Source organism: Acinetobacter sp. 1125_18A, from assembly GCF_052824985.1.
The window spans coordinates 1-21,407 of sequence record NZ_VTDG01000006.1; the positions used below are offsets into that span (position 1 = coordinate 1).

Sequence of the window (21,407 nt, forward strand, 5' to 3'; positions counted from 1 at the left end):
TTATTTTTCATTATATCTATCACTTGCTTATTTATTCTTCTAAATTGGCCTTATTTCTGTTTTTTGGTCTATTTTTTAAGCATGATCAGCACAGGACTGCTCGATTTATTTGATAATTTATTGTCTTTATCTATTTCCTGCCATTTTAAAGGGCGGCAATCTATATATTCACAGTAACCACCCTCACCTTGATAATATTCATCATTGAGATGTAGTTGATAAACAAAACTTCCAACATAACCCGCGGCTAAGCCAAATTTATAATCACCACGGCTTTGTGCTTGAATATCAATTTTGGTATTTTCATCTTGATATTGCCATTCAAACTCGCGTGGTAAATACATCTCCTGATGATTTACTGTTGTCACTTTAGGGAACACCCGATGAATATTGAAACAGACCTGTCGATCAAGCATTTTTGTTTCATTGTTTTGAATATCTCGAATATAGATACGTGAATGTAAAATATTATTCATCTGATCACGACTATGCATAAAAATAATCTGTAGATCATCATTCACTTGAATCAATTGATATGTATACAGCGCATAAGGCAGATAAGGAAAATTCACTGTTTTCATATATTCAAAAACAGCATTTTGTTCAATTTGGTAATTTTGATCTTTGTATTGAATTGTCCCTTTACAATGTGCAACCAAAGACCAGTGCTGTGCAAATCCAAATTTCAAATGAATAAAATGAGAAATCAAAGGTATTGTTGTAATGCTTAAATTCACACTCAATTCGTCATCTTGTCTTTGAATAGTAAAATCAGGAATTTTTCCAAACACTTTTTCTTTTTGACCAAATGTATAGGTCACATTGCTATTTTCATCAAGGTGAAATTGGCATTCATGCTGAATTGAGTATGAGTTTAATTGTCCCACCATATGGGGGCTGGAGCTGACCAGTAAGGTTGCTGTATCTAAAGCAGTTGTTGAGATTTCATTGTTATTGCAAAAAACAGGACTATTGGGCTGTCCAATCAAACTAAAAAAATTGAGGTAATGCAACGGCGCAGGTAAATTGGCAAGCACTAATTTTTGATGAATAATTTTATATCTGTCTTGTGGGGGATGACAGCAAAGTTCTATAGGCTTTTGAGCTTGATTCAGCTGTTTAGACTGATCTAAGAAATCTTGAAACAACCGCATATCAAGCCCCCTTACCTTTTTATCTTTTATTCAACAGTAGTCTTTCTCGCTAAGAATGTTGTCACAAAACCAGAAATCGCATAGATAATCGAAATGACTAAAATCCCTACAGGAATATTATAAGTGATTGCTGCAAGGATAAAAACTGCTATAGGCAACACAAAGAATGGAACACGTTTACGGTCTACTGTTTTAAAAGAATAATATTTAATATTTGATATCATCAACAAACCCACTGCAATGATAACAAATGCATTGGTCGCTTGAATCGCAACATCTTTTAAATCAAAAATATAGGTAAAATCTTGTCCAACCCATACCCATGCAATAATAATAATCGCTGCCAATGGGCTTGCCACACCGATGAAATAACGCTTATCGACCACACCAATTTGTACATTAAAGCGGGCTAAACGAAACGCAGCACACGCGGTATAAACAAAACAAGCAGCCAAGCCAATCCGCCCTAGATCATGCAAACTCCAGCTATACATCAAAATTGCTGGCGCAACACCAAATGCCAAGAGATCAGAAAGTGAATCGAATTGTTCACCAAAAGCACTTTGTGCACCAATTGCACGAGCAACACGACCATCTAAACCATCAAATAGTGCTGCAAGGAAAATCGCATAAACGGCTTGAGTGAAGTCACCATTCATACTGGCAATGATCGAGTAAAAGCCAGATAACAATGCAGATGTTGTAATCAGGTTAGGCCACAAATAGATTCCGCGACGTTTGACCTTCTGCCCTTCATGGGTATGCTCTTCTTCTTCCACTTCAAAAGTAATGCCATCAAATCCATGGTCTTGATTAGAAGAGTTTGGGCTTTCTGGTTTATTTATATTTGTCATTTTTTGAATCCTATCTATGGCTCTTATGGAGCTGTTGATATCTCACTTAAATATTTTATCACATTCATTTTTAAGTGAAATTGATGTGAATTACTCAATGTATTTCGTCTTAATTTGTAATTCACACCATCGTTCATGTTTCTGTTGATATCCAATCGAATGGATTATTCACCCACTAACCAGCGAACAGCAGCATGCCCACCATTTTCACTCATACGTAAATGTGGGAACAACCATTGCAGTGCCTCATCAGCGTCGTTAGAGAATTTCCAAGGTGGATTAATCACCAACAAACCACAACCATTCAACCCGACTGGTGTGTCATCTGGCCAAACACAAACTTCACAGACCAACTGACGGCGAATCCCTGTTTTCATCATTTTCTTTTCAAAACGATCAATCATGGCACGATCTTTAATTGGATACCAAATTGCAAATACGCCTGTTGGCCATTTTTTATGTGCAGTGGCAATCAACTCGACCAATTGCGGAAAGTCTTTACGTTCTAATTCATAAGGTGGATCGATCATCACCAAACCACGTTTTTCTTTTGGTGGAATAACCCCCAAAAGACCTTCATAAGCATCACGCTCATGTAAACCCGCACGTTTATCACGAATATTAAAATACAATTGTTGAAACACATCACGCTGCATTTCAAAAATAGTCGCTTTATCAATGTCACGCATGCCTTCAAGCGCAAACCATGGTGAACCTGGATAAGCACCTTTACCTGAACCTGCACGCATATCTTCAACAATTTTAAGATATTGTTTTACACCTTCAGGCGCATTACGTTTAATCGACTCATCAAGCTTAACCAGACGATGAATACCGGTTAAGAATTCACCTGATTTTTGTGCTTCAGAAGTAGATAAATCATATTTACCTGCACCACCATGTGTATCTATATAGCGATATGGTTTGTCTTTAGTATTTAGACGTGTCAAAAGTTGCAGCAATAACACATGTTTCATGACATCGGCAAAGTTGCCTGCATGGAAATGGTGACGGTAATTCATGTTTCGATTAATTCCTGAGTTCAACAATCATTTTAACACGAAAAAATATTTCTTCACTGTCCATCGTTTGTTCTAATATAACAACATATCTTTATTGCACTATTTTTTGGTAATTTATGGAAGCGCTGCTACTCCCAAAGTCATGGAATGTTGATCAAATTCTTGATGATTTAGATCAACATGGATTTACCATTATTGATCATGCTTACTCCGCTGAATACGGACTTCAACTGGTTGCAGAATGTACTTCAAATTTAAATCGCTTTCGTGAAGCAGCAATTCAAAATGGTGTGATCAGCAATATTCGCAGCGACCATATCTTGTGGATCAATGAAGAGCTCACGATCGCACAACAACATATTGATGCACTCAAACAGCTCTCGCAAATTTTAAACTACTCATTTTATTTAGGCATTCAGGATGTAGAAGCACATTTTGCCTGCTATAACGCAGGTGAATTCTATGCACTTCATCGCGATAATCCACAAGGTAAAAATGGTCGTATGATTTCTACGGTGTATTATCTACACCAAGAATGGCAGGATGACTGGGGCGGAAAGTTACACTTACAGGATAAAAATAATGTTTGGCATACAATAGATCCCCAGCCTAATCGTATTGCCATGTTCCAAAGTGATTTATTACATGAAGTGCTAGAAGCCAAACATCAGCGACTATCAATTACCGCATGGCTAAGAAGCGACAATACTGTGTTGTAATATACTCAGTTTTCAAATTTGCAACGCTGTATCTCTATAGGCCAAGCTTTAAATTATTGAAATAGACCTCATAATACTCTTCATAAATTCAGAGGATTCAGCACATGTTTGATAATACAAAACAAATCATCTCGCGTATTGGGGAAACAGATCAATTGTATTTGTCAGGCAATACACCTGAACTTGCACTTGAACGTGGGGACTTACGCTTACAACTGGTCACTCAAAGTCATTCAAAGCAGGAACAAATTCATTTCTTGCAAGAAGCCATTGTTTTACTTGAAACTGCACGATTTGAATATGAAGAAATGCCAATGTCAGTCTACATTCAGCTTTCTTTGCATTTGGCCAAAGCTTATATGATTTACTTTGAATTAACCAAAGAATCACGTTATGCCTTGATTACGCAGCAGATTTTAAAACCATTGGCACAACATCATCATGCTGATATTTACTTTATGTTGGCTTATGCATCTGTGAGTAAAAATGAATTTGCATTGACTCGTCACTGGCTGAGTAAATATATCAAGACAACTGATTTTGATTTAACCTTACTGCAACAACACACTGCCTTTAGACCTGTTCGCAATGAAGCTTGGTTTAGTCAAATGATTCAGTCTAAATTACATTGATCAGCGCTATGCCCTTTCAAAATAACTCAATTTGTTATTCGTTTTGATCAATGCTAATTTGATCGATGCGAAATAGAAAAGATGGCCATAACGGCCATCTTTTTTGTTGCTCTGGGGGAAACTAAATCATTAGGCTGTTAGCTTATACGCATCTAGATGTAATTGTTGGTTTAACTCGTCAATCCAAATTGCCCAATCATCATCTTGTATCAAATGACTAATTAATAAGTCACGTTGAGATTTATTCCAAAACGGCGCTTCATGTAATGAAAGATTTGCTGGCAATTGATGAGTGCGTACATATAGCTCAATTGCTGCGGGACTATTTGCCAAACCAAGTTGAGAAAATAGTAATTCTAAGGATGGTGTGTTCGTCCTGAGCATATTGCCTCCTTATATAAATTTATTTGTCATCTTTTATTCAATTAACTTATAAGAAAATAATTTTAAAAGATAGTCTAGATTTTAATTTTCTTGTTTCAATTTGTGATTAAAAAACAAACAAATGTTGGCTTAATATAAATTATCTATTCTCAAGATGTTTGATTTGAAGCATAAAAAAAGCACTCTAAATAGAGTGCTTTTTCAAAATTAATCTTTAAAAGATTAATTTTTAATTATTTAAGCATATCAGCAATAGCTGCGCGCTCTTCTTCAAGTTCTTGAAGTGTTTTGTCCATACGTTCACGGCTGAATGCATCAATTTCTAAGCCTTCAACACGAGTGTATTCGCCATTTTCACAAATTACAGGAACACCGTACATCACACCTTCAGGAATTCCATAAGAACCGTCAGAAGGAATACCCATTGTTACCCATTCGCCATTGGTGCCAAGCGCCCAATCACGCATATGATCGATCGCAGCATTTGCAGCAGAAGCAGCAGAAGAAAGACCACGCGCTTCAATGATTGCAGCACCACGTTTACCAACAGTTGGAAGGAATACGTTTGCGTTCCAATCAGCATCGTTGATTTTGTCTTTTAAGCTTACGCCATTTGCAGTTGCAAAACGGTAGTCCGCATACATTGTTGGAGAGTGGTTACCCCAGACTGTAAGGTTTTTGATATCCGCTACAGCAACACCCGCTTTTTGAGCAATTTGAGTCAACGCACGGTTGTGGTCAAGACGTAACATTGCTGTAAAGTTCTTCGCTGGAAGATCTGGAGCAGATTTCATTGCGATATAAGCATTTGTATTTGCAGGGTTACCTACAACAAGTACTTTAACGTCACGGCTCGCAACTTCGTTAAGTGCTTGGCCTTGACCAATGAAGATTTCACCGTTCACTTTCAACAAGTCAGCACGTTCCATACCAGGACCGCGTGGACGTGAACCAACCAATAACGCGTAGTCAGCATCTTTAAATGCAACTTTTGGATCATCAGTACCGATCATGCCAGCCAATAATGGGAAAGCACAGTCATCTAATTCCATCATTACGCCTTTAAGCGCAGCTTGAGCTTTCTCAAATGGAACTTCTAACAATTGCAAAATAACGGGTTGGTCTTTACCAAGCATTTCACCGCTAGCGATACGGAATAATAAGCTGTAACCGATTTGACCAGCTGCGCCAGTAACGGCAACGCGAACAGGTTGCTTCATGTAATTATCTCCAATGAGGATCGTTAATGTGATTAAACGGTTAAATCCGTTTTAATCGAATTATCATAAACGGCAAAGATTGTACTCCAATCCTTTAACAGTTGCATGTAAAAGAGAATGCTTTTCAACAAAAGTATGATAGGAAATATAAATAAAATTCCTCAGAAGAACTAATAAGTCCCTTTGATCGAGAATGTATTTGGGCAGTTTGAAACGATGTGATTTGAACATTGTTTATACTGACCATTGACCCGATAACACACTTGAACCTCGGTTAACACTGGGTTTGATGATGAACTTTGACAAGTAAAACGGATACTGTCGTTATTCATTCCCGGGTTTAATCTAACAAATTGAGTTTTTAACGCATTATGTTGCACATTTTTGTTTTCAGAGCTGGTTAAATCTGCAGGAATTTTCAAACGATCTGCTAAATTAATCACAGTTCTAAAATATTGACTCGCATTCATTGGAACACAGCCACCCACACTACGCCACAATTGAATACGTGCATTTTCCTCAGGCATTACCCGTGCAACCACCTTAGCTTGTAAAGGCGTTAAACTTGCAGATGTATTCGTAGTGCAATTCCGCTCTGTCGTTTCAGGCAACAGACCTGTGATTGTCAATGAATAACCTTCGAGACATTTGCGTTGCTTTTGTTTTGAAGAATCAAGTGCACAGACAGCAGGTGTCAACTGGACTTGCATGACATAGCCTTGTAATTGCGGTGCAGCATGTAACTGCACATTGAGCCCAAACAATCCCGCAAAGCATAAGCTCCATGCTAAGCAAGATTGTTTCAATTTACGCAAAATTTTGAAAATCATTGATTTACCAACAAAGTTTCATCCAAGTCCAAATAGTTTTATTGTGAAACACGGGTTGGAATAACAGGCATACGACTTTCAATCGCTTGAGGCCCTTGTCCCAACAAGATTCCATAATGTGCTGCATTGGTCATCACATTTTTTACATAGTCACGTGTTTCATTCAGAGGAATAGATTCTGTATATTGATCTGCTGAAAGATTTTGATAATCTGGTTGCCAACGTTTCGCGCGATTTGGCCCAGCATTATACCCTGCGGTTGCCAAGACAGGATTACTGCTTAATTGACCATGAATCATCGATAGATAGAAAGTACCATAGCGAATATTGGTATTGGCATCACTGAGCGCAGCAGGATTATAAGTTTCACCCATTTGTTTTGCCACCAACTTTGCAGTGCCTGGCATGATTTGCATCAAACCACCTGCACCAACATGTGAGCGAGCAGCAGTTACAAAACGGCTTTCTTGGCGCATTAAACCATAGGCCCAAGCAGGATCAATACCCGCATTACGGCTATGACTCACCACTAACGACTGATGAGGTGTTGCATAACGATAAACATAGTTATGTTTTTTCTCAGTACGTTCTGCCGCATAAATTGCACGATCATACCAGCCCATCTCAGTTGCACGTTTTGCCGCAGCAAGCAGCAACCCATCATCATGTTTTAAGTATGCCTGACGTACTGCCCAGTTCCATTCCCTATTGGTATAAGTTGCAGGTGCATTAATATTTCGTAAAGTAAATGCACGACGGAAATGAATATCGCTATTTAAGCGTTGCTGATCATCAGTTGAAGGCTGTTCTCTGGCAGGGCTATCATTATACTTTTGCCCCAAATGATCTTTAGCAAGCAGATTATGATAATCATCACCCGACATTGCCAATCGTTGATAGATATCTTTGGCGGTTCTTTTAGATTGTGCATCATTGCGTTGTTCTGAAGCACGCGCCAACCAATATTGCCAACGGTCTTCTTGCTTTTGTGTCACGCTCATACTGTCTATTGCACGAATCACACTTTCCCAAGCCCCAAATCGAATGGCTTGTCGTGCATAAACTTCTGCTTCTTCTGCACTGAAAGGCACACCATAGCTTGCATCAAAATTTTGCAGTACTTCACGATTAAAATTATTTTTCATGACGGTCGTTCCGCCGATATAACCGACTGTACGATAAATATATTTTTGTACATCTGCTGGTACACCCTGAACCAACTTAGGTACCGACTGCAAAGCGCTGGTTAAATCCGTATCTGCTGCACGACCCAGTGCATAAACCAAATAAGCATAATCTTCTACATTGTTTTTTGGTGCAGACCATAAATAATTTAATGGATTGGCTTGGATTTGGTTCAATTGGGTTAACGATAAATTAACGCCAATCGTTTGTGCGGTAGCGATGGCTAGACCAGACTGCCCTGCTCTCAGTTGTGTATATAATCGTTGTTGGCGATCTTGGGCGGTCATGAGTGGGCTACTAAGCATCATGCGGCCTAAACCATTGCATGATTCAGGTTGAGAATTGGTTGCCAACCAAACATCTTTAAATTCAGCATAGACCAAAACGTCTCCAGTTTTCGCACGAACTTGAGCAACAGCACAACGTTCTGCTTGATCTGGATTAGAGACATATTGCAATACAGGTTGCGCACTGGCGTAATCTGCTTGTTTCACCTTTTCTTCGACATAATCCGCAGCTAACTTTTCCGCCATCGCCGATTGAGGATAACGTTGCGCAAAGCTAATAATATTTGCAGGAGGTTGAAAAGCGAGATTTGAATTCAGTGACCAATACTCAGGATAATAGCCCAAAGCATCATTTTGCATTGAAGAACGGTATTGTTCTAAAGCGCTTGGATTATTTGCATTACGTAAAGCATCATTAAACTGCTCTTCAGCAGCATGAGCCACTTGCAGGCTTGTACATGCAACTGTTCCTAAAAGGTAAAGTTTTAATTTATTTTGCTTAAGTTGCTGCTTTAACACCGTTTTTCTCTCAACCTGCATGATGTGCCTTTAACATACTGATGCACTTATTTGTGCCTAGTTTAATTATTCTAATCCATTTCTACTGTTGTGTTATGTAACCTTATGATTCATCATTAATATTGTTCTCTATTTTTTCTTCATAATTTTCATTTTCAATGCCCTACAATCCAATAAATGGCAATAGCCGCTAAATATTTTCCTGAGTTCACTCTAAATGCTATAAAATAGCGCGCCTTTTATGAGTCTGTTAAAATAGCAGGCTTAGTACACATTCAAAATTCCCTTTATTCATAGGAAAGACGCCTCCATGACGGTTCAAACCTTCATTCCCAATGGTGCCAAAGCTGCCTCAGAAAACACTGTAACCCAGCCACAGCACACCCCAGCCGACGGTGCAGTAAAAAAACTGTATATCGAAACGCAAGGGTGTCAGATGAATGAGTATGACAGTCATCGTATGGCAGATCTTTTAGGCGACTCACACGGTTATATTTTAACCAAAGATCCAAGTGACGCAGATATCCTGTTAATGAATACCTGCTCAATTCGAGAAAAAGCCCAAGAAAAAGTATTTTCTGAGTTGGGTCGCTGGCGCAAATTAAAAGAAAAAAATCCTGATCTCGTCATCGGTGTTGGTGGATGTGTTGCTTCTCAAGAAGGCGACAACATTCAAAAACGTGCACCGTATGTCGATATGGTTTTTGGCCCTCAAACCTTGCACCGTTTACCGCAAATGCTGGATCAGCATGTTGAGCAAATCGAAAAACCGAAAAAAGACAAAATTAAACTCGTAGATATTTCATTCCCTGACATTGAAAAATTCGACTTTTTACCTGAACCGCGTGTTGAAGGTTACAAAGCGTTTGTTTCAATCATGGAAGGTTGTTCAAAGTACTGTTCTTTCTGTGTGGTTCCCTATACTCGTGGTGAAGAAGTTTCTCGTCCTTTGGATGATGTCTTGGCAGAAATTGCCGGTTTGGCTGAAAAAGGCGTTCGTGAAATTAGCCTTTTAGGACAAAATGTAAACGGTTACCGTGGTGAAACTTTTGAAGGTGAAATTTGTACCTTTGCAGATTTATTACGTTTGGTTGCAGAAATTCCAGGAATCGGTCGTTTACGCTATACGACTTCACATCCGCTAGAATTTAATGAAGATTTGATTCAATGCTACCGTGACCTACCACAAATGGTTTCACATCTGCATTTACCTGTACAAAGCGGCTCAAATGATGTGTTACAAGCGATGAAGCGTAACCACACCATTGATGTCTATATCGAAAAAATTGCCAAACTGCGTAAAGCTCGTCCAGATATGCATTTATCTTCAGATTTCATCATCGGCTTCCCTGGTGAAACTGATGCACATTTTGAAGAAACCTATCAGTTTATCCAAGATTTAGACTTTGATCATTCTTATAGTTTTGTTTATTCAAAACGTCCTGGCACACCAGCGTCTGAATTACCTGATGACACTTCTGATGCAGTCAAGAAAGAACGTTTAGCCAAAGTTCAACACTGGATTAAGCAATCAAGTATTCGTAAAACCGATGCGATGTTAGGGACCATTCAACGTGTACTGGTTGAAAATGTTTCTAATAAAGATCCAAATTTATTGGTCGGTACAGCTGACAATACACGTTTAGTAACATTTGTAGGTGACGCCTCTTGGGTCGGACGCTTTGCAGAGATTGAGGTTACAGAGATTAAGACCCTAAATTTAGTTTATGGAGAACTCTTGAATCTTGAGCCTGACGTGGCGTAATGTAAGGGTATAGACTTTACTTTAAAAAAGGATATCTCTTGACTGCAGCGATTCGACGTACAGTAGCTTTTCCAGGTATTTCAGTTGAACGTTTAAAAAGCATGTTAGGTGCTTATAACGGTCATCTGAAACAAATCGAACAACGTTTAAATGTCAACATTTCTCATCGCAACGATAACTTCTATATCGATGGTGATTTAGAAGCAGTTGAGAGAGCTGAAGGTTTATTGCAGCGTTTGCATGCAGAAGCTGAACTCTCTCAGCAAATCAGTGCTGATACGATTCATTTGATGATTCAAGGCAGCCAAACTGACCGTGAGTTACAAGACGACCTTTCAGACAATGAGCATACCGGTTTAGATGATGTCTGGTTGCAAACGCGTAAAGGTCGAATCAACCCTCGTGGTGCCAATCAAAAACGTTATGTACAACGTATTCTACAAAGCGATATTTCTTTCGGAATCGGCCCTGCAGGTACAGGTAAAACCTATCTTGCAGTCGCTGCTGCGGTAGATATGCTAGAACGTAATGAAATTCAACGGATCCTTTTGGTTCGCCCTGCTGTTGAAGCTGGGGAAAAACTCGGTTTCTTGCCGGGTGATTTAAGCCAAAAGATCGACCCATATCTACGCCCGCTTTATGATGCATTGTATGAAATGCTTGGCTTTGAAAAAGTTGCAAAACTGATTGAGCGTCAAGTGATTGAAGTTGCACCGCTTGCTTATATGCGTGGCCGTACATTAAATCATTCCTTTGTGATTCTCGATGAAGCACAAAACACCACCCCTGAACAGATGAAGATGTTTTTGACCCGTTTAGGTTTTGGTTCTCGTGCAGTGATCACTGGGGATATTACGCAGGTCGATTTACCACGCGGGCAACAGTCTGGTCTTGCTCACGCATTGCGTATTATCGAAAAAATCAAAGAAATTCACATCACTCGCTTCCATTCCCGTGATGTCGTTCGTCACCAGCTGGTACAAAAAATTGTAGAGGCTTATGAAGGATGGGACAGTGAACAATACCGTTTAAGTGCTGAAGCACGTGCAGAACGTAAAGCACGTCAAGAAGCCTTAATTTCTGAAAATGATTCTGCCGCAGATGCTCAACATGAAGAACATACTGCTGCAAATCAGGAAAATGTTTAAGGACTGTTTTTGAAACTTAGCTTATCGTTACAACAAGCGTTTGAAGCACCAGAATTGGTGCTCAAACGTGTCTATGTAAAAAAAGTCATTGAAACAACACTACGTCATATTGATGTAGACCAAGATTGTGAAATCGGAATTGCGTGTGTTGATGAAGATGAAAGTCACAAATTAAATTTTGAATATCGTGAAAAAGACAAACCCACCAATGTATTGTCTTTTCCAAGTGAGATTCCTGAAGAAGTTTTACCCATGCTCGATGCATTACCCATCGGTGATTTAGTCATTTGCATCCCCGTGGTTTTACAAGAGTCGATTGAACAACAAAAAACACCTATTGAGCATTTCACTCATATGCTGGTTCATGGCACCTTACATTTAATGGGTTATGACCATGAAACTTCTGATGATGATGCCGAGGAAATGGAAGCGCTCGAAATTGAAATCTTGAAAAAACTAGGCTTTGAAAACCCTTATACTGTTAAAGAAAGTTGATTTTATAATCAACCCAAATCCCTCTACCATAGAGGGATTTTTTGTTTCATTCAAATGAGATGCCTTTCCAAAACAGATCTCATTCGAAAATCTAAGTATTTGAATACATCATCACGATGTATTATCGGAAACTCTCCCAAATCCCTACTTGCCCTTCTTTAACACGTGGAATATTGCCCAATTTAATCCAAGGCATATTGTCACCATGAAAATCACTCCCCACAGAGACTTTTAAACCATATTCAGCAATCATTCGATCAACCATTTGTCGTGTTGAAGCGGGTTCCATTGCGGGTGGAAGCTCAACAGCATCCCCACCATATTGTGCAAAGATTTCAATTAAATAACGGGTATTTGTTGCTGATAGATCATAACGTGTTGGGTGTGCCAATACTGCAAAACCTTGACTTTCATGAATCACTTGAATGGTTTCTGCCAAACCTAAACCATCAAATTTTACATAGGCTTTTTTACCTTCCTTAATGTATTTATCAAATGCCTGCTGTGCACGCTGAACAAAACCCTTTTCTACAAGGGTCTTGGCAATATGCGTCCGAGTAATCCGATCAGGTTCACCATCCACCTTTGCCACAACTTCTGCATAAATATCCTGATGAATCAAAGGAATTAGCAGATCACAGATTTGCTTGGCTCGCTCAGCACGAATTTTCTTCTGTTGCGTTAAAAGCTGTTGTAATGGTTCAGGATTTTGCATATTGAGCGCAACAATATGCACACCATAACTTTTTTTAGTCTCAGGTCTGGACCATTGACTAGAGATTTCTACACCTGAAATGATTTGAATTGGTTGATTTTTTGCAAATTGTTCAGCTTGTATTAAGCCATCCATGCTATCGTGGTCCGTCAATGCAAGTGTATGTATGCTTTTCTCGATGGCAGCTTGAACCAATAACTCTGGCGTCAGAATCCCATCAGAAATATTACTGTGAGTATGTAAATCTATGCCTTGCATCTTTTATACTATCCCATCAACCTGAACAGACTAGATACTTTAACATGAAAGCACTTTTAGACTTTGTGCCCCTCATAATTTTCTTTTATTTATACAAAACGGTTGATCCTAAAAACACCGATCATCCATTATTACAATTGATCGGCTCAGCAGGTGGTGTAAATAACAACAACATTCTTGTTGCAACTACAGGTCTGATTATTTCAATGCTTGTGGTCTATGGTGCATTATTCATTTTCCAAAAATTCCGTCTGGATAAACAACAATGGTTTGTTTTGTTCATGACCGTCATTTTTGGCGGAATCACCTTAATGTTGAGTGATGACTTCTATATTCGCCTGAAAGCTGCAATTTTGAATTTAGCCTTTGCTGGCGCGTTCTTACTCTCTCCCTATTTTGGTAAAGAAAAGAAGCCACTCATTCAAAGATTATTTGGTCCTGTTTTAAACCTGACTGAAAAAGGCTGGAAAAATCTAAACTTTGCATGGGCTGCAATGTTCATTGTCATGTCTTGTTTACATATTTTCTTCGCATTTTTATTTGCAGGTGGAAAATATTGGGGTGAATTTACAGCATTTGGTGACATGATCGTCATGTTTTCCTTTATTATTATCCAGTTTGTTATATTACGAAAACACTTTAAATCTACCGATGAATAAAGTGTTTTAGAAAATCGAGAAATATCATGCCATTATTTGTAATTACGTGTACAGATCAAGCAGGTACAGTAGAAAAACGTCTTGCTGTACGCCCACAACATTTAGCTCGACTCGAGAAGTTAGATGCTGAAGGCCGTGTCATCGTGGCTGGGGCGATGCCGATTGATCGTGAAAATCCACAAGCAGGTTTTTATGGCAGTACTTTAATTCTCGATTTTGACAGCCGTGAAGCTTTGGATGAATGGTTAAAAGACGAACCTTTCTTAAAAGAAGGGATTTATAGTCATATTGATGTTAAACCATTCAATAAAGCATTGCCTAAGGGATAACATAATGCGCGTTGTCGTCCAAAGCTTACTTAGCCTGACTTTAAGTTCTTTTGTACTTTTATCACCTGTTGTATCGGCTGAGCCTACTCAATCTTCAGCGACTCAAGCAACGACGGCAGCGCCTACTCAGGCGGCCCAACCTGTTGCACCGCCAAAACCGAGTATTATTTCTGCTGTAGCAGGTGCAAATTCCAGCACCCAAACACAGGCGCAAGCACAAGAAAACAAACCTTTAACGGCTGAACAAATTAGCAAAGAAAAAGCGTCTCAAGATGCCAAAGCTAAAGCTTTGGTTAAAGACCAAGCAACACGTTTACAGCAACTTGAAAAGGCCAATTTAGAAGCCCTTTCACAGAACCAAGAATTACAACTCAAAAATGACAATCTGGGTGTACAAGTTCAAGTTCTACAAAGTGAACAAAGTGCGCAAATGTTCTTATATGGTGCTGCGACCATTGCTGTTGGTGTTTTACTTGGCTTTTTAATCGCAAGCTATATCTATACCAAACGTCGTCGTCAGTGGTAAGCCCACTGCTTTGACTTTGCACTTAGAAAGTTTCACGCTATAACCTGATACTGCGAAATGTCAGGTTTTTTCATTTTAATTATCAAAAGGTAATCTGCTTTGTCAAATGCCATTCAAACTGCCGATTTAGACTGGCAATGTATTGATGGAATTGAAGTTCCAATTTCCAAACAATTTGGTGATGTCTATTTTTCTAAAGACAACGGGTTACTTGAAACCCGACACGTATTTTTGAATGGTAATGATCTTTCAACACGACTTGCAGATTTAGATGATTTTGAATATTTCTGTGTTGGTGAAACTGGCTTTGGTACAGGATTAAATATTTTGGCATTGTGGCAACTTTGGCACAATGTTCGTCCAGATAATCACAGCCACCTACATGTGATCAGTGTAGAGAAGTTCCCCTTGTCTAAACAGGATTTAACCCGTGCGTTGAAGGTCTGGACTGAACTTCAACAATTTTCTGATCAGTTGATTCAACACTATCCATTACCCATCGCAGGTTGTCACCGTTTAAGCTTTCCAGAAGCGCGTTTTTCAATTGATCTGTGGTTAGGTGATGCACATGATGTATTTCCAGCAATGGTAAAAGCCCAACAAGTTAATGCATGGTTTTTAGATGGATTTGCACCCTCTTGTAATCCAGATATGTGGGAAGACAAAGTTTTAAACAATATTGTCAGACTGTCAGATTTTGGAACAACTTTTGCCTCATTCAGCGTGGCAGGTGTGCTTAAACGGGGTCTAAAACAGCATGGAATCACTATTTCACGTCCGCGTGGTTTTGGTCATAAACGTGAAATGCTAAAAGCCATTTGGAATCCATCTGAGCAAGCAGTCGAAGAAAATCAATCACAGTCAATGGACCTTGCAGCGCAAAATATTCAAAAAAAAACACGGAAAAATCAAAATAATTTCAATCAACGCCAAATCGCCATCATTGGTGCTGGAATTGCAGGTCTAAGCTGCGCATGGGGATTTGCCCAAAGAGGACATCAAGTTACGATTTACGACCAATCAGCGCCTTTAGCAGGTGCTTCTGGTAACCCTCTAGCCTTATTAAATCCGAAACTATGCCCCATCGAGCAAAGTTCGGAACATTTAATGACCTTGGCTTGGCAACATGCCCTACAGCACTATCCAAAATTTCAGGCTTTTCGTGCTATTGCGGTTCAACAATTAGTACAAAAAAATGCTGAACATTTACTGGATTTAGCAGCGCAATATCCTCAAGATTTACTCAAAACTCAAACAGCCGATGATTTAGAGCTACAAACCACGCTAGAGAGCTTACAGCTCACTCAAGCGGGTTCAATTTATCCCCAGCAACTCAAAGACCAAATTCTTGAACATCCGCTGATTCAATTTAAACATGCTCACATTCATAGTATTGTTCAATCGAATCATCATCAATTAACACTACAAGATAGCCAGCACACAGATCTTAGTGATTTTAATCATGTGATTGTATGTTGTGCCAAAGAAAGCCATGCTTTTTTTGAGCAGTTCCCTATACTCAAACCGATCCGTGGACAAGTCAGTTGGCTCAACAATATTAAACACCGATTAGATCCGCAATACGCCTACAGTTATGGTGGCTACTGCATGCAGCTTGATGAGCAGCATTTGATTTTAGGTGCTTCTTTTTATCCAAATCGTGATGACACTGAAGTTTTGCTTGAAGACCATGTGCATAACTATGAACTTATCCACAGTGTGTTTCCACAATACGCAGAATCACTCTGCAAAGTGGATGAATGGCACGGACGTGCTTCAGTACGAGCCCAAAGTCTGGACTATTTTCCATTACTGGGAAAAGTTGAAGCTGAGAAAGAGATTTATACATTTTCTGGGCTTGGCTCTAAAGGTTTTTTATTTGCGCCCTTGTGTAGTGAAATCTTGGTGGCTTTGGTCCTTAATCAAGCTTGCCCGATTCCTCAAAATTTATTGCAAAAATTAAATCCAAACCGCTTTCAAAAGAAAGTAAAAGCCAAAAAACCTTATTTTAAACCGATTCAATCATGATTCTTTTTTATTGATTATCTGTAATAAAAAAGCGCCTTTCGGCGCTTTTTTATGAACCCTGTTCTAATGGGAGACCTGCATCACGTGCTGCACGTGTTCCCCCCATAAGTACAACGTAATCACGAGAATCATCTAAACTCTCTAATTTTTCAGCAGCTCGAGGCGCTTTACTTCCACCACCACATAAAATGTAAATGGACTGATCCGAATTCACTTGAGTCAAGCTCTCAGCACTTAAACCATCTATAGGCTGATTTACAGCCCCTTTTACATGGCCTTCGGCAAAGGCTTTTGCATCACGAACATCCCAGATAACTGCATTTTCTGGGAACTCAAATGTTGTAATTTCTAATTTACGGATCATTGTGCACTCCTTTGATGTAAACAACACTTGGCAAATGAAGAAAACATCCCTAGCATCTCAGATATTCTTTCCATTTGTAAAGGTCTAAACTATGCCATCTTTCGATATTGTTTCAGAATTAGAGATTTTTGAAGTAAATCATGCTGTTCAAAACACACAAAAAGAAATTGCAACACGCTTTGACTTCCGTGGTCAGGACGTTTCAATCGAAATTAATGAAAAAGCCAAAGAAATTAAAATTTCAACTGAAAGTGATTTCCAATGTGAACAAGTCTATAGCATGCTTGAAAATCATTTCTTTAAACGTAAAATCGATATTCAAGCCCTTGATCCACAAAAAATGACGGCTTCAGGTAAAAATATTGTGCAAGTGATCAAGCTTAAAGATGGACTTGACTCAGATACCGCAAAAAAAATTAATAAAGCCATTAAAGAAAGTGGCGTCAAAGTGCAATCTTCTATCCAAGGTGACAAGATACGTGTAACTGATAAAAAGCGCGATACATTACAGCAAGTTATGGCATTTTTAAAAGAACAACAATTCGGTGTACCTTTACAATTTAATAACTTCAAAGACTAAGGTCTTTAGCAACACTATAGGTTAAGACATGACTCAGACCAACCGTTTATCTAAACTTGTGAAAGCGACTTCTAAATTCCCTAAAGGCATTCGTAGTACGCTCTGGAGTAAGGCGTTTGGTCGAGTTGTGCCTATGGTGGGCACAGCCAATATTAAGTACCTAGAAGTCAGCCATTCAAAAGTTGTGGTGGAAATTAAAAACCACCGTGCTATGCAAAACCATATTGGACAATTACACGCTGTTGCAATGGCGCTGATTGCTGAAACAGCAACAGGCTTTGTCACAGGTATGAATGTTCCTGATAGTTCAATTGTATTGATCAAAAGCATGCATATTGAATATAAACGACCGTCTAAAGGTGATATGACAGCAACAGCGACATTGAGAAAAGAACAAATTTTAGAAATGCAAAGCTCTGAAAAAGGTGAAACACTGGTTCCAGTCACCATTATGGATGAGTCTGGAAAAGAGCCTGTCGAATGCCAAATGGTGTGGGCTTGGGTGTCAAAAGAACGCCTAAAAAAGAAATAAATACAAATCTGCAAATGTAAATAAAACTTACTGTTTAGTTAGTATAAAATTTACCAAAGTACAAATAATGAGTGACGATTATTCACTATATTCATGCTTACTTACTCATCAAGATGGTGTTATTTCCACCACCATCTTGAACTATTAAGACTTGAACTATAGAGAATAACCATGCGATCAGCTACGCCAAGAAAAATTATTTTACTCAGCCTCATTCTAAGCCCTATTTTGTTTCTCACTGCATGTGCCCAAAATCCAAGTCACGTTGCTACTGCTGCAACGGGCAACACATTAGCAGCGAAATCAAACACCCAACAAGCGCAACAAAATAAAACCATTGTGACTGATTTTTATGAAGGTGTATTTCAAAAGCATCAAGTTAAAGCATATGCAGATCGTTATATTGGTGACCAATATATTCAACACAATCCGCGTGTTCCAGATGGTAAAGCGCCCTTTGTAAATCACTTTACCCAGTATTTCCAAAAAAATCCTGAAGCAAAAAGTGTAATCAAACGTGCTGTCGCAGAAGGAAACTTAGTATTTTTACACGTTCATTCAGCTCAAAATCCACAAGATCGTGGTGTTGCGATTATCGATATCTTTAGAGTCGAAAATGGAAAAATTGTTGAACACTGGGATGTACAACAAGCTGTTCCAGAATCAAGCGCCAACAGCAATACCATGTTTTAACACAGTATTTAAATCAAACGATCTAAGCACCTATTCCATAAGAAATCCCAAACAATGTTGGGATTTTTTTATCTTGAGCATTCAAGCACTTTGCGACGCTAAATACTTCTGCTTTACATCTTCAGGAATTTGGCGTTTATTTCCCGCAACATCTACAGCGACAAAGGTAAATACACCTGCAGTGACACGTTTGGCAGCACGAGAACTGTCATGACTATCCCAAACTTCGATCTGCATTTGAATCGATGTATTACCGACCTTTAAAAGCTTGGTATAACAGCTGATCACATCCCCCACTTTTACGGGAACAAGAAAAGTCATCTGATTAATCGAAATCGTTGCACAACGCCCTTTACTAAAGCGTTCTGCATGAATTGCACCAGCCAAATCCATTTGTGAAACAATCCAACCACCAAAAACATCACCACTCCAGTTTGTATCTGCTGGCATTGCGATGGTTTGTAAAGACAGTGTACCTTCAGGTTTTACATGAGAATCTGACACAATAACTCCGAGCCCGTGAATTACTTATGGGCATTCAATTGTTGATCTAACCATTCTTGTAATTGGTTAGCACGTAACGCACCACTTATTCTAGCAACTTCCGTGGTTTTATTCATTAAAACCACGGTTGGGATACTGCGAATATTAAATGCACTACTTAACCGTGGATTCGCTTCAGTATCAATTTTAGCAAAAACCACATGGGGGTTATTTTTTGCAACTTCAGCAAAATGCGGTGCCATCATTTTGCATGGGCCACACCACTCTGCCCATAAATCAATCATAATTGGCAAATCACTATGACTGACAAAGTTACTGAAATTTTGTTCATTTAACTCAATAGGAGCAAGTGCAATCAAATTTTGATGACATTGACCACAAGTGGGTTGAGCATTTAGTTTATCTTCGGGAACTCGGTTTTTTGCGCCACATGATGGGCATACAATAATCATCTAGCTCACTCCAATATGTTGATGTAAAAACTCTAATTGGGTCAAAATTGATTTTTCCAACCATTTCCCATGATAAATATCAAAATGTGCCATATCCCATTCATGATATTGCACAAAAGGTGCAATATTTGTTGCCGTTTCTCGGCTAGATTCAATGGGGATAAAACTGTCTTTTTTAGCCGCAATAAATAGCACAGGAATATTAATACTTCTGACAGTCTGAATTGGTCTAAAACGGATTAAATTAAAAAATACCCGTGCCGGAACTTCACCACTCCAAAAGTAGTCTGGATTTACAATCGACATATAGCCGTTATAACTATCTTTGGTCGGAATAAAACATAAATCAAAGGGATGTACCACAGGTAAGGTTCGTGGAAGCATACCAACTTTTGCCCCCATATAATCTTGACTGGATATTTTTAATGCCTTGGGTAACTGTTGAATTGGAAACAATTTTGCAGTTTCTGCCCCATCCACATAAGGCACTTGCACCATAATAGCTTGGACACTCTTTAGCTCATTTGCAAGACTAAGTACATAGCCTCCACTCAAAGAGGTCCCCCAAAGCGCTATTTTTTTTGGATTAATTTTCTTTTGTGTTGCGACATAACTGACCACGGTTTTCCAATCATCCAACTGATTCTGCAATGAAATCAGTTCACGAGGAAAGCCTGTACTTCCTCCCCAAAAACGATAATCAAACAGCACAACCGCATAGCCTGCCTGTGCAATTTTTTGCGCATAGCTCACCAACTTAAATTGTCTTAAACATGCAAATCCATGAGCCATAATAATAACAGCAGGTTTTTTTAGATTTTTAGGTCGATAAAAATCCGCCGCTATGACTTCTTGTCCAATGGGAATATATAGTGGTTCAACTGTATATGCGTACATACACACTCCATTGCGTTATCTTTTATAGATATTTCTTTTATAAATCTTTTATCGTTCAAACTCAGTTCTGAGCTTAATGCTATTATATATAGCATATTGGATTTTAAATCATATAGGAGTGACGAAATGAGTGAAAATGTTGGTTTTGCTGGTCAAATTGGTCCAGAACATATTGCTCAAGTGGCAGAAAAAGGCTTTAAGTCTATAATGAATAATCGTCCTGATATGGAAGGCGGAACAGAACAGCCTACAAGTGCTCAAATTGAAGAAGCTGCACGTGCTGCAGGTTTGGACTATGTATTTCTACCTGTCGTTGCTGGTCAAATCACAGAAGTTGATGTCAGAAGCTTTGCCAACCGCTTTAACGAGCTTCCAAAACCAGTACTCATGTTTTGTCGTACAGGTAATCGTTCAAATAACCTCTATCAAATTGCAAAACAAATGGATTTATTAGATGACGAATAAATTCTCATGAATATAGAAGGCATTCTATTGAATGTCTTTTGGTTCACCTTAAATGGAAAAGCTTAAGTTTTTACAGCAATTCGAATAGATTGCACTTTTAAAATTTTGCAACAATTTAAACAGATCTGTTTAGTGAATCAAACAGGTATTGTACCTATGCTTAAATGGTTATATGACAAACTAAGCAAGTT

General features: G+C 38.8%; 25 protein-coding genes. 13 read left to right on the forward strand and 12 right to left on the reverse strand.

All coding sequences use genetic code 11. The annotated features are described in order from the left end of the window. Nucleotides 1–68 precede the first annotated feature (68 nt). The 3 genes from FY049_RS11840 to FY049_RS11850 form a co-directional block, all read right to left on the reverse strand. Nucleotides 69–1,154 carry a DUF6670 family protein gene (locus FY049_RS11840; RefSeq protein ID WP_353163539.1) on the reverse strand — a complete coding sequence of 362 codons (1,086 nt, stop codon included), beginning with the start codon at nucleotides 1,152–1,154 and terminating at the stop codon, nucleotides 69–71. Between the two features lie 26 nt (nucleotides 1,155–1,180). After that, complete coding sequence (pssA, locus tag FY049_RS11845; protein WP_105713951.1) at nucleotides 1,181–2,008, reverse strand: CDP-diacylglycerol--serine O-phosphatidyltransferase; 828 nt, start codon at nucleotides 2,006–2,008, stop codon at nucleotides 1,181–1,183. Nucleotides 2,009–2,172: 164 nt separating this feature from the next. After that, nucleotides 2,173–3,030: a 23S rRNA (adenine(2030)-N(6))-methyltransferase RlmJ gene (locus tag FY049_RS11850; RefSeq protein WP_004717951.1), complete on the reverse strand. Its 858-nt coding sequence runs from the start codon at nucleotides 3,028–3,030 to the stop codon at nucleotides 2,173–2,175. A 116-nt stretch (nucleotides 3,031–3,146) separates the two neighbouring features. On the opposite strand from FY049_RS11850, the gene FY049_RS11855 reads away from it, so the two are divergent. Both FY049_RS11855 and FY049_RS11860 read left to right on the forward strand, forming a co-directional pair. Continuing rightward, nucleotides 3,147–3,749 (forward strand): 2OG-Fe(II) oxygenase, encoded by a 603-nt coding sequence (locus tag FY049_RS11855; protein WP_004717953.1) that lies wholly within the window; start codon nucleotides 3,147–3,149, stop codon nucleotides 3,747–3,749. A 104-nt stretch (nucleotides 3,750–3,853) separates the two neighbouring features. Continuing rightward, entirely contained in the window at nucleotides 3,854–4,381 is a 528-nt protein-coding gene (locus tag FY049_RS11860; RefSeq protein ID WP_004818848.1) for a hypothetical protein, read from the forward strand. A 129-nt stretch (nucleotides 4,382–4,510) separates the two neighbouring features. On the opposite strand, the gene FY049_RS11865 is transcribed toward FY049_RS11860, so the two are convergent. The 4 genes from FY049_RS11865 to FY049_RS11880 form a co-directional block, all read right to left on the reverse strand. Continuing rightward, a complete protein-coding gene (locus FY049_RS11865; protein ID WP_004818847.1) occupies nucleotides 4,511–4,765 on the reverse strand; it encodes a DUF2789 family protein in 255 nt (84 codons plus the stop codon). A 233-nt stretch (nucleotides 4,766–4,998) separates the two neighbouring features. After that, nucleotides 4,999–5,985, reverse strand: a complete 987-nt coding sequence (locus FY049_RS11870) for a malate dehydrogenase (protein WP_004717959.1) — start codon at nucleotides 5,983–5,985, stop codon at nucleotides 4,999–5,001. Between the two features lie 170 nt (nucleotides 5,986–6,155). Beyond that, on the reverse strand, nucleotides 6,156–6,815 hold the full coding sequence (locus FY049_RS11875; RefSeq protein ID WP_004717962.1) for a ribonuclease T2 family protein: 660 nt from the start codon (nucleotides 6,813–6,815) through the stop codon (nucleotides 6,156–6,158). Nucleotides 6,816–6,853: 38 nt separating this feature from the next. Then, nucleotides 6,854–8,827 (reverse strand): transglycosylase SLT domain-containing protein, encoded by a 1,974-nt coding sequence (locus FY049_RS11880; protein WP_446083754.1) that lies wholly within the window; start codon nucleotides 8,825–8,827, stop codon nucleotides 6,854–6,856. A gap of 289 nt (nucleotides 8,828–9,116) precedes the next feature. Here FY049_RS11880 and miaB point away from each other — a divergent pair, with 289 nt between their 5' ends. Genes miaB through ybeY form a run of 3 tightly spaced genes read left to right on the forward strand, consistent with a single transcriptional unit; the run spans nucleotide 9,117 to nucleotide 12,214 of the window. Next, a complete protein-coding gene (gene miaB / locus FY049_RS11885; protein ID WP_004717965.1) occupies nucleotides 9,117–10,571 on the forward strand; it encodes a tRNA (N6-isopentenyl adenosine(37)-C2)-methylthiotransferase MiaB in 1,455 nt (484 codons plus the stop codon). Between the two features lie 38 nt (nucleotides 10,572–10,609). Further along, nucleotides 10,610–11,719 (forward strand): PhoH family protein, encoded by a 1,110-nt coding sequence (locus FY049_RS11890; RefSeq protein ID WP_004717967.1) that lies wholly within the window; start codon nucleotides 10,610–10,612, stop codon nucleotides 11,717–11,719. 9 nt (nucleotides 11,720–11,728) lie between these two features. After that, complete coding sequence (gene ybeY / locus FY049_RS11895) at nucleotides 11,729–12,214, forward strand: rRNA maturation RNase YbeY (protein WP_004818840.1); 486 nt, start codon at nucleotides 11,729–11,731, stop codon at nucleotides 12,212–12,214. A gap of 121 nt (nucleotides 12,215–12,335) precedes the next feature. Here the strand turns inward: ybeY and FY049_RS11900 are convergent, their stop codons facing one another. Continuing rightward, the gene (locus FY049_RS11900; RefSeq protein WP_446083755.1) at nucleotides 12,336–13,187 is read right to left on the reverse strand and encodes a PHP domain-containing protein; all 852 of its coding nucleotides are present in this window, start codon (nucleotides 13,185–13,187) and stop codon (nucleotides 12,336–12,338) included. Nucleotides 13,188–13,231: 44 nt separating this feature from the next. On the opposite strand from FY049_RS11900, the gene FY049_RS11905 reads away from it, so the two are divergent. The 4 genes from FY049_RS11905 to mnmC all read left to right on the forward strand — a co-directional run bounded on the left by FY049_RS11905 (nucleotide 13,232) and on the right by mnmC (nucleotide 16,729). Further along, a complete protein-coding gene (locus FY049_RS11905; RefSeq protein ID WP_004717972.1) occupies nucleotides 13,232–13,846 on the forward strand; it encodes an inner membrane-spanning protein YciB in 615 nt (204 codons plus the stop codon). Between the two features lie 26 nt (nucleotides 13,847–13,872). Beyond that, nucleotides 13,873–14,175: a YciI family protein gene (locus FY049_RS11910; protein WP_004717974.1), complete on the forward strand. Its 303-nt coding sequence runs from the start codon at nucleotides 13,873–13,875 to the stop codon at nucleotides 14,173–14,175. Nucleotides 14,176–14,179: 4 nt separating this feature from the next. Then, nucleotides 14,180–14,701, forward strand: coding sequence for a hypothetical protein (locus FY049_RS11915; RefSeq protein WP_446083756.1), 522 nt, complete (start codon nucleotides 14,180–14,182; stop codon nucleotides 14,699–14,701). 99 nt (nucleotides 14,702–14,800) lie between these two features. After that, nucleotides 14,801–16,729, forward strand: a complete 1,929-nt coding sequence (gene mnmC, locus FY049_RS11920; protein WP_262782144.1) for an FAD-dependent 5-carboxymethylaminomethyl-2-thiouridine(34) oxidoreductase MnmC — start codon at nucleotides 14,801–14,803, stop codon at nucleotides 16,727–16,729. A gap of 49 nt (nucleotides 16,730–16,778) precedes the next feature. Here the strand turns inward: mnmC and FY049_RS11925 are convergent, their stop codons facing one another. Beyond that, nucleotides 16,779–17,093, reverse strand: a complete 315-nt coding sequence (locus FY049_RS11925; protein ID WP_004717980.1) for a rhodanese-like domain-containing protein — start codon at nucleotides 17,091–17,093, stop codon at nucleotides 16,779–16,781. Nucleotides 17,094–17,184: 91 nt separating this feature from the next. Between FY049_RS11925 and FY049_RS11930 the strand changes: the two genes are divergently transcribed. From FY049_RS11930 to FY049_RS11940, 3 genes are all read left to right on the forward strand, one after another. Beyond that, nucleotides 17,185–17,673 carry a YajQ family cyclic di-GMP-binding protein gene (locus tag FY049_RS11930; RefSeq protein ID WP_004717983.1) on the forward strand — a complete coding sequence of 163 codons (489 nt, stop codon included), beginning with the start codon at nucleotides 17,185–17,187 and terminating at the stop codon, nucleotides 17,671–17,673. Between the two features lie 28 nt (nucleotides 17,674–17,701). Further along, on the forward strand, nucleotides 17,702–18,205 hold the full coding sequence (locus FY049_RS11935; protein ID WP_446083757.1) for a DUF4442 domain-containing protein: 504 nt from the start codon (nucleotides 17,702–17,704) through the stop codon (nucleotides 18,203–18,205). A gap of 171 nt (nucleotides 18,206–18,376) precedes the next feature. Beyond that, nucleotides 18,377–18,898: a nuclear transport factor 2 family protein gene (locus tag FY049_RS11940; protein WP_446083758.1), complete on the forward strand. Its 522-nt coding sequence runs from the start codon at nucleotides 18,377–18,379 to the stop codon at nucleotides 18,896–18,898. Nucleotides 18,899–18,979: 81 nt separating this feature from the next. Here FY049_RS11940 and FY049_RS11945 read toward each other — a convergent pair whose 3' ends face one another. From FY049_RS11945 to FY049_RS11955, 3 genes are all read right to left on the reverse strand, one after another. After that, a complete protein-coding gene (locus FY049_RS11945; protein ID WP_154130156.1) occupies nucleotides 18,980–19,348 on the reverse strand; it encodes an acyl-CoA thioesterase in 369 nt (122 codons plus the stop codon). A 74-nt stretch (nucleotides 19,349–19,422) separates the two neighbouring features. Then, nucleotides 19,423–19,854: a thioredoxin TrxC gene (trxC, locus tag FY049_RS11950; protein ID WP_419258116.1), complete on the reverse strand. Its 432-nt coding sequence runs from the start codon at nucleotides 19,852–19,854 to the stop codon at nucleotides 19,423–19,425. After that, nucleotides 19,855–20,751 carry an alpha/beta hydrolase gene (locus FY049_RS11955; protein ID WP_446083759.1) on the reverse strand — a complete coding sequence of 299 codons (897 nt, stop codon included), beginning with the start codon at nucleotides 20,749–20,751 and terminating at the stop codon, nucleotides 19,855–19,857. Between the two features lie 126 nt (nucleotides 20,752–20,877). Between FY049_RS11955 and FY049_RS11960 the strand changes: the two genes are divergently transcribed. Continuing rightward, nucleotides 20,878–21,216, forward strand: coding sequence for a TIGR01244 family sulfur transferase (locus FY049_RS11960; protein ID WP_056516927.1), 339 nt, complete (start codon nucleotides 20,878–20,880; stop codon nucleotides 21,214–21,216). Nucleotides 21,217–21,407 lie beyond the last annotated feature (191 nt).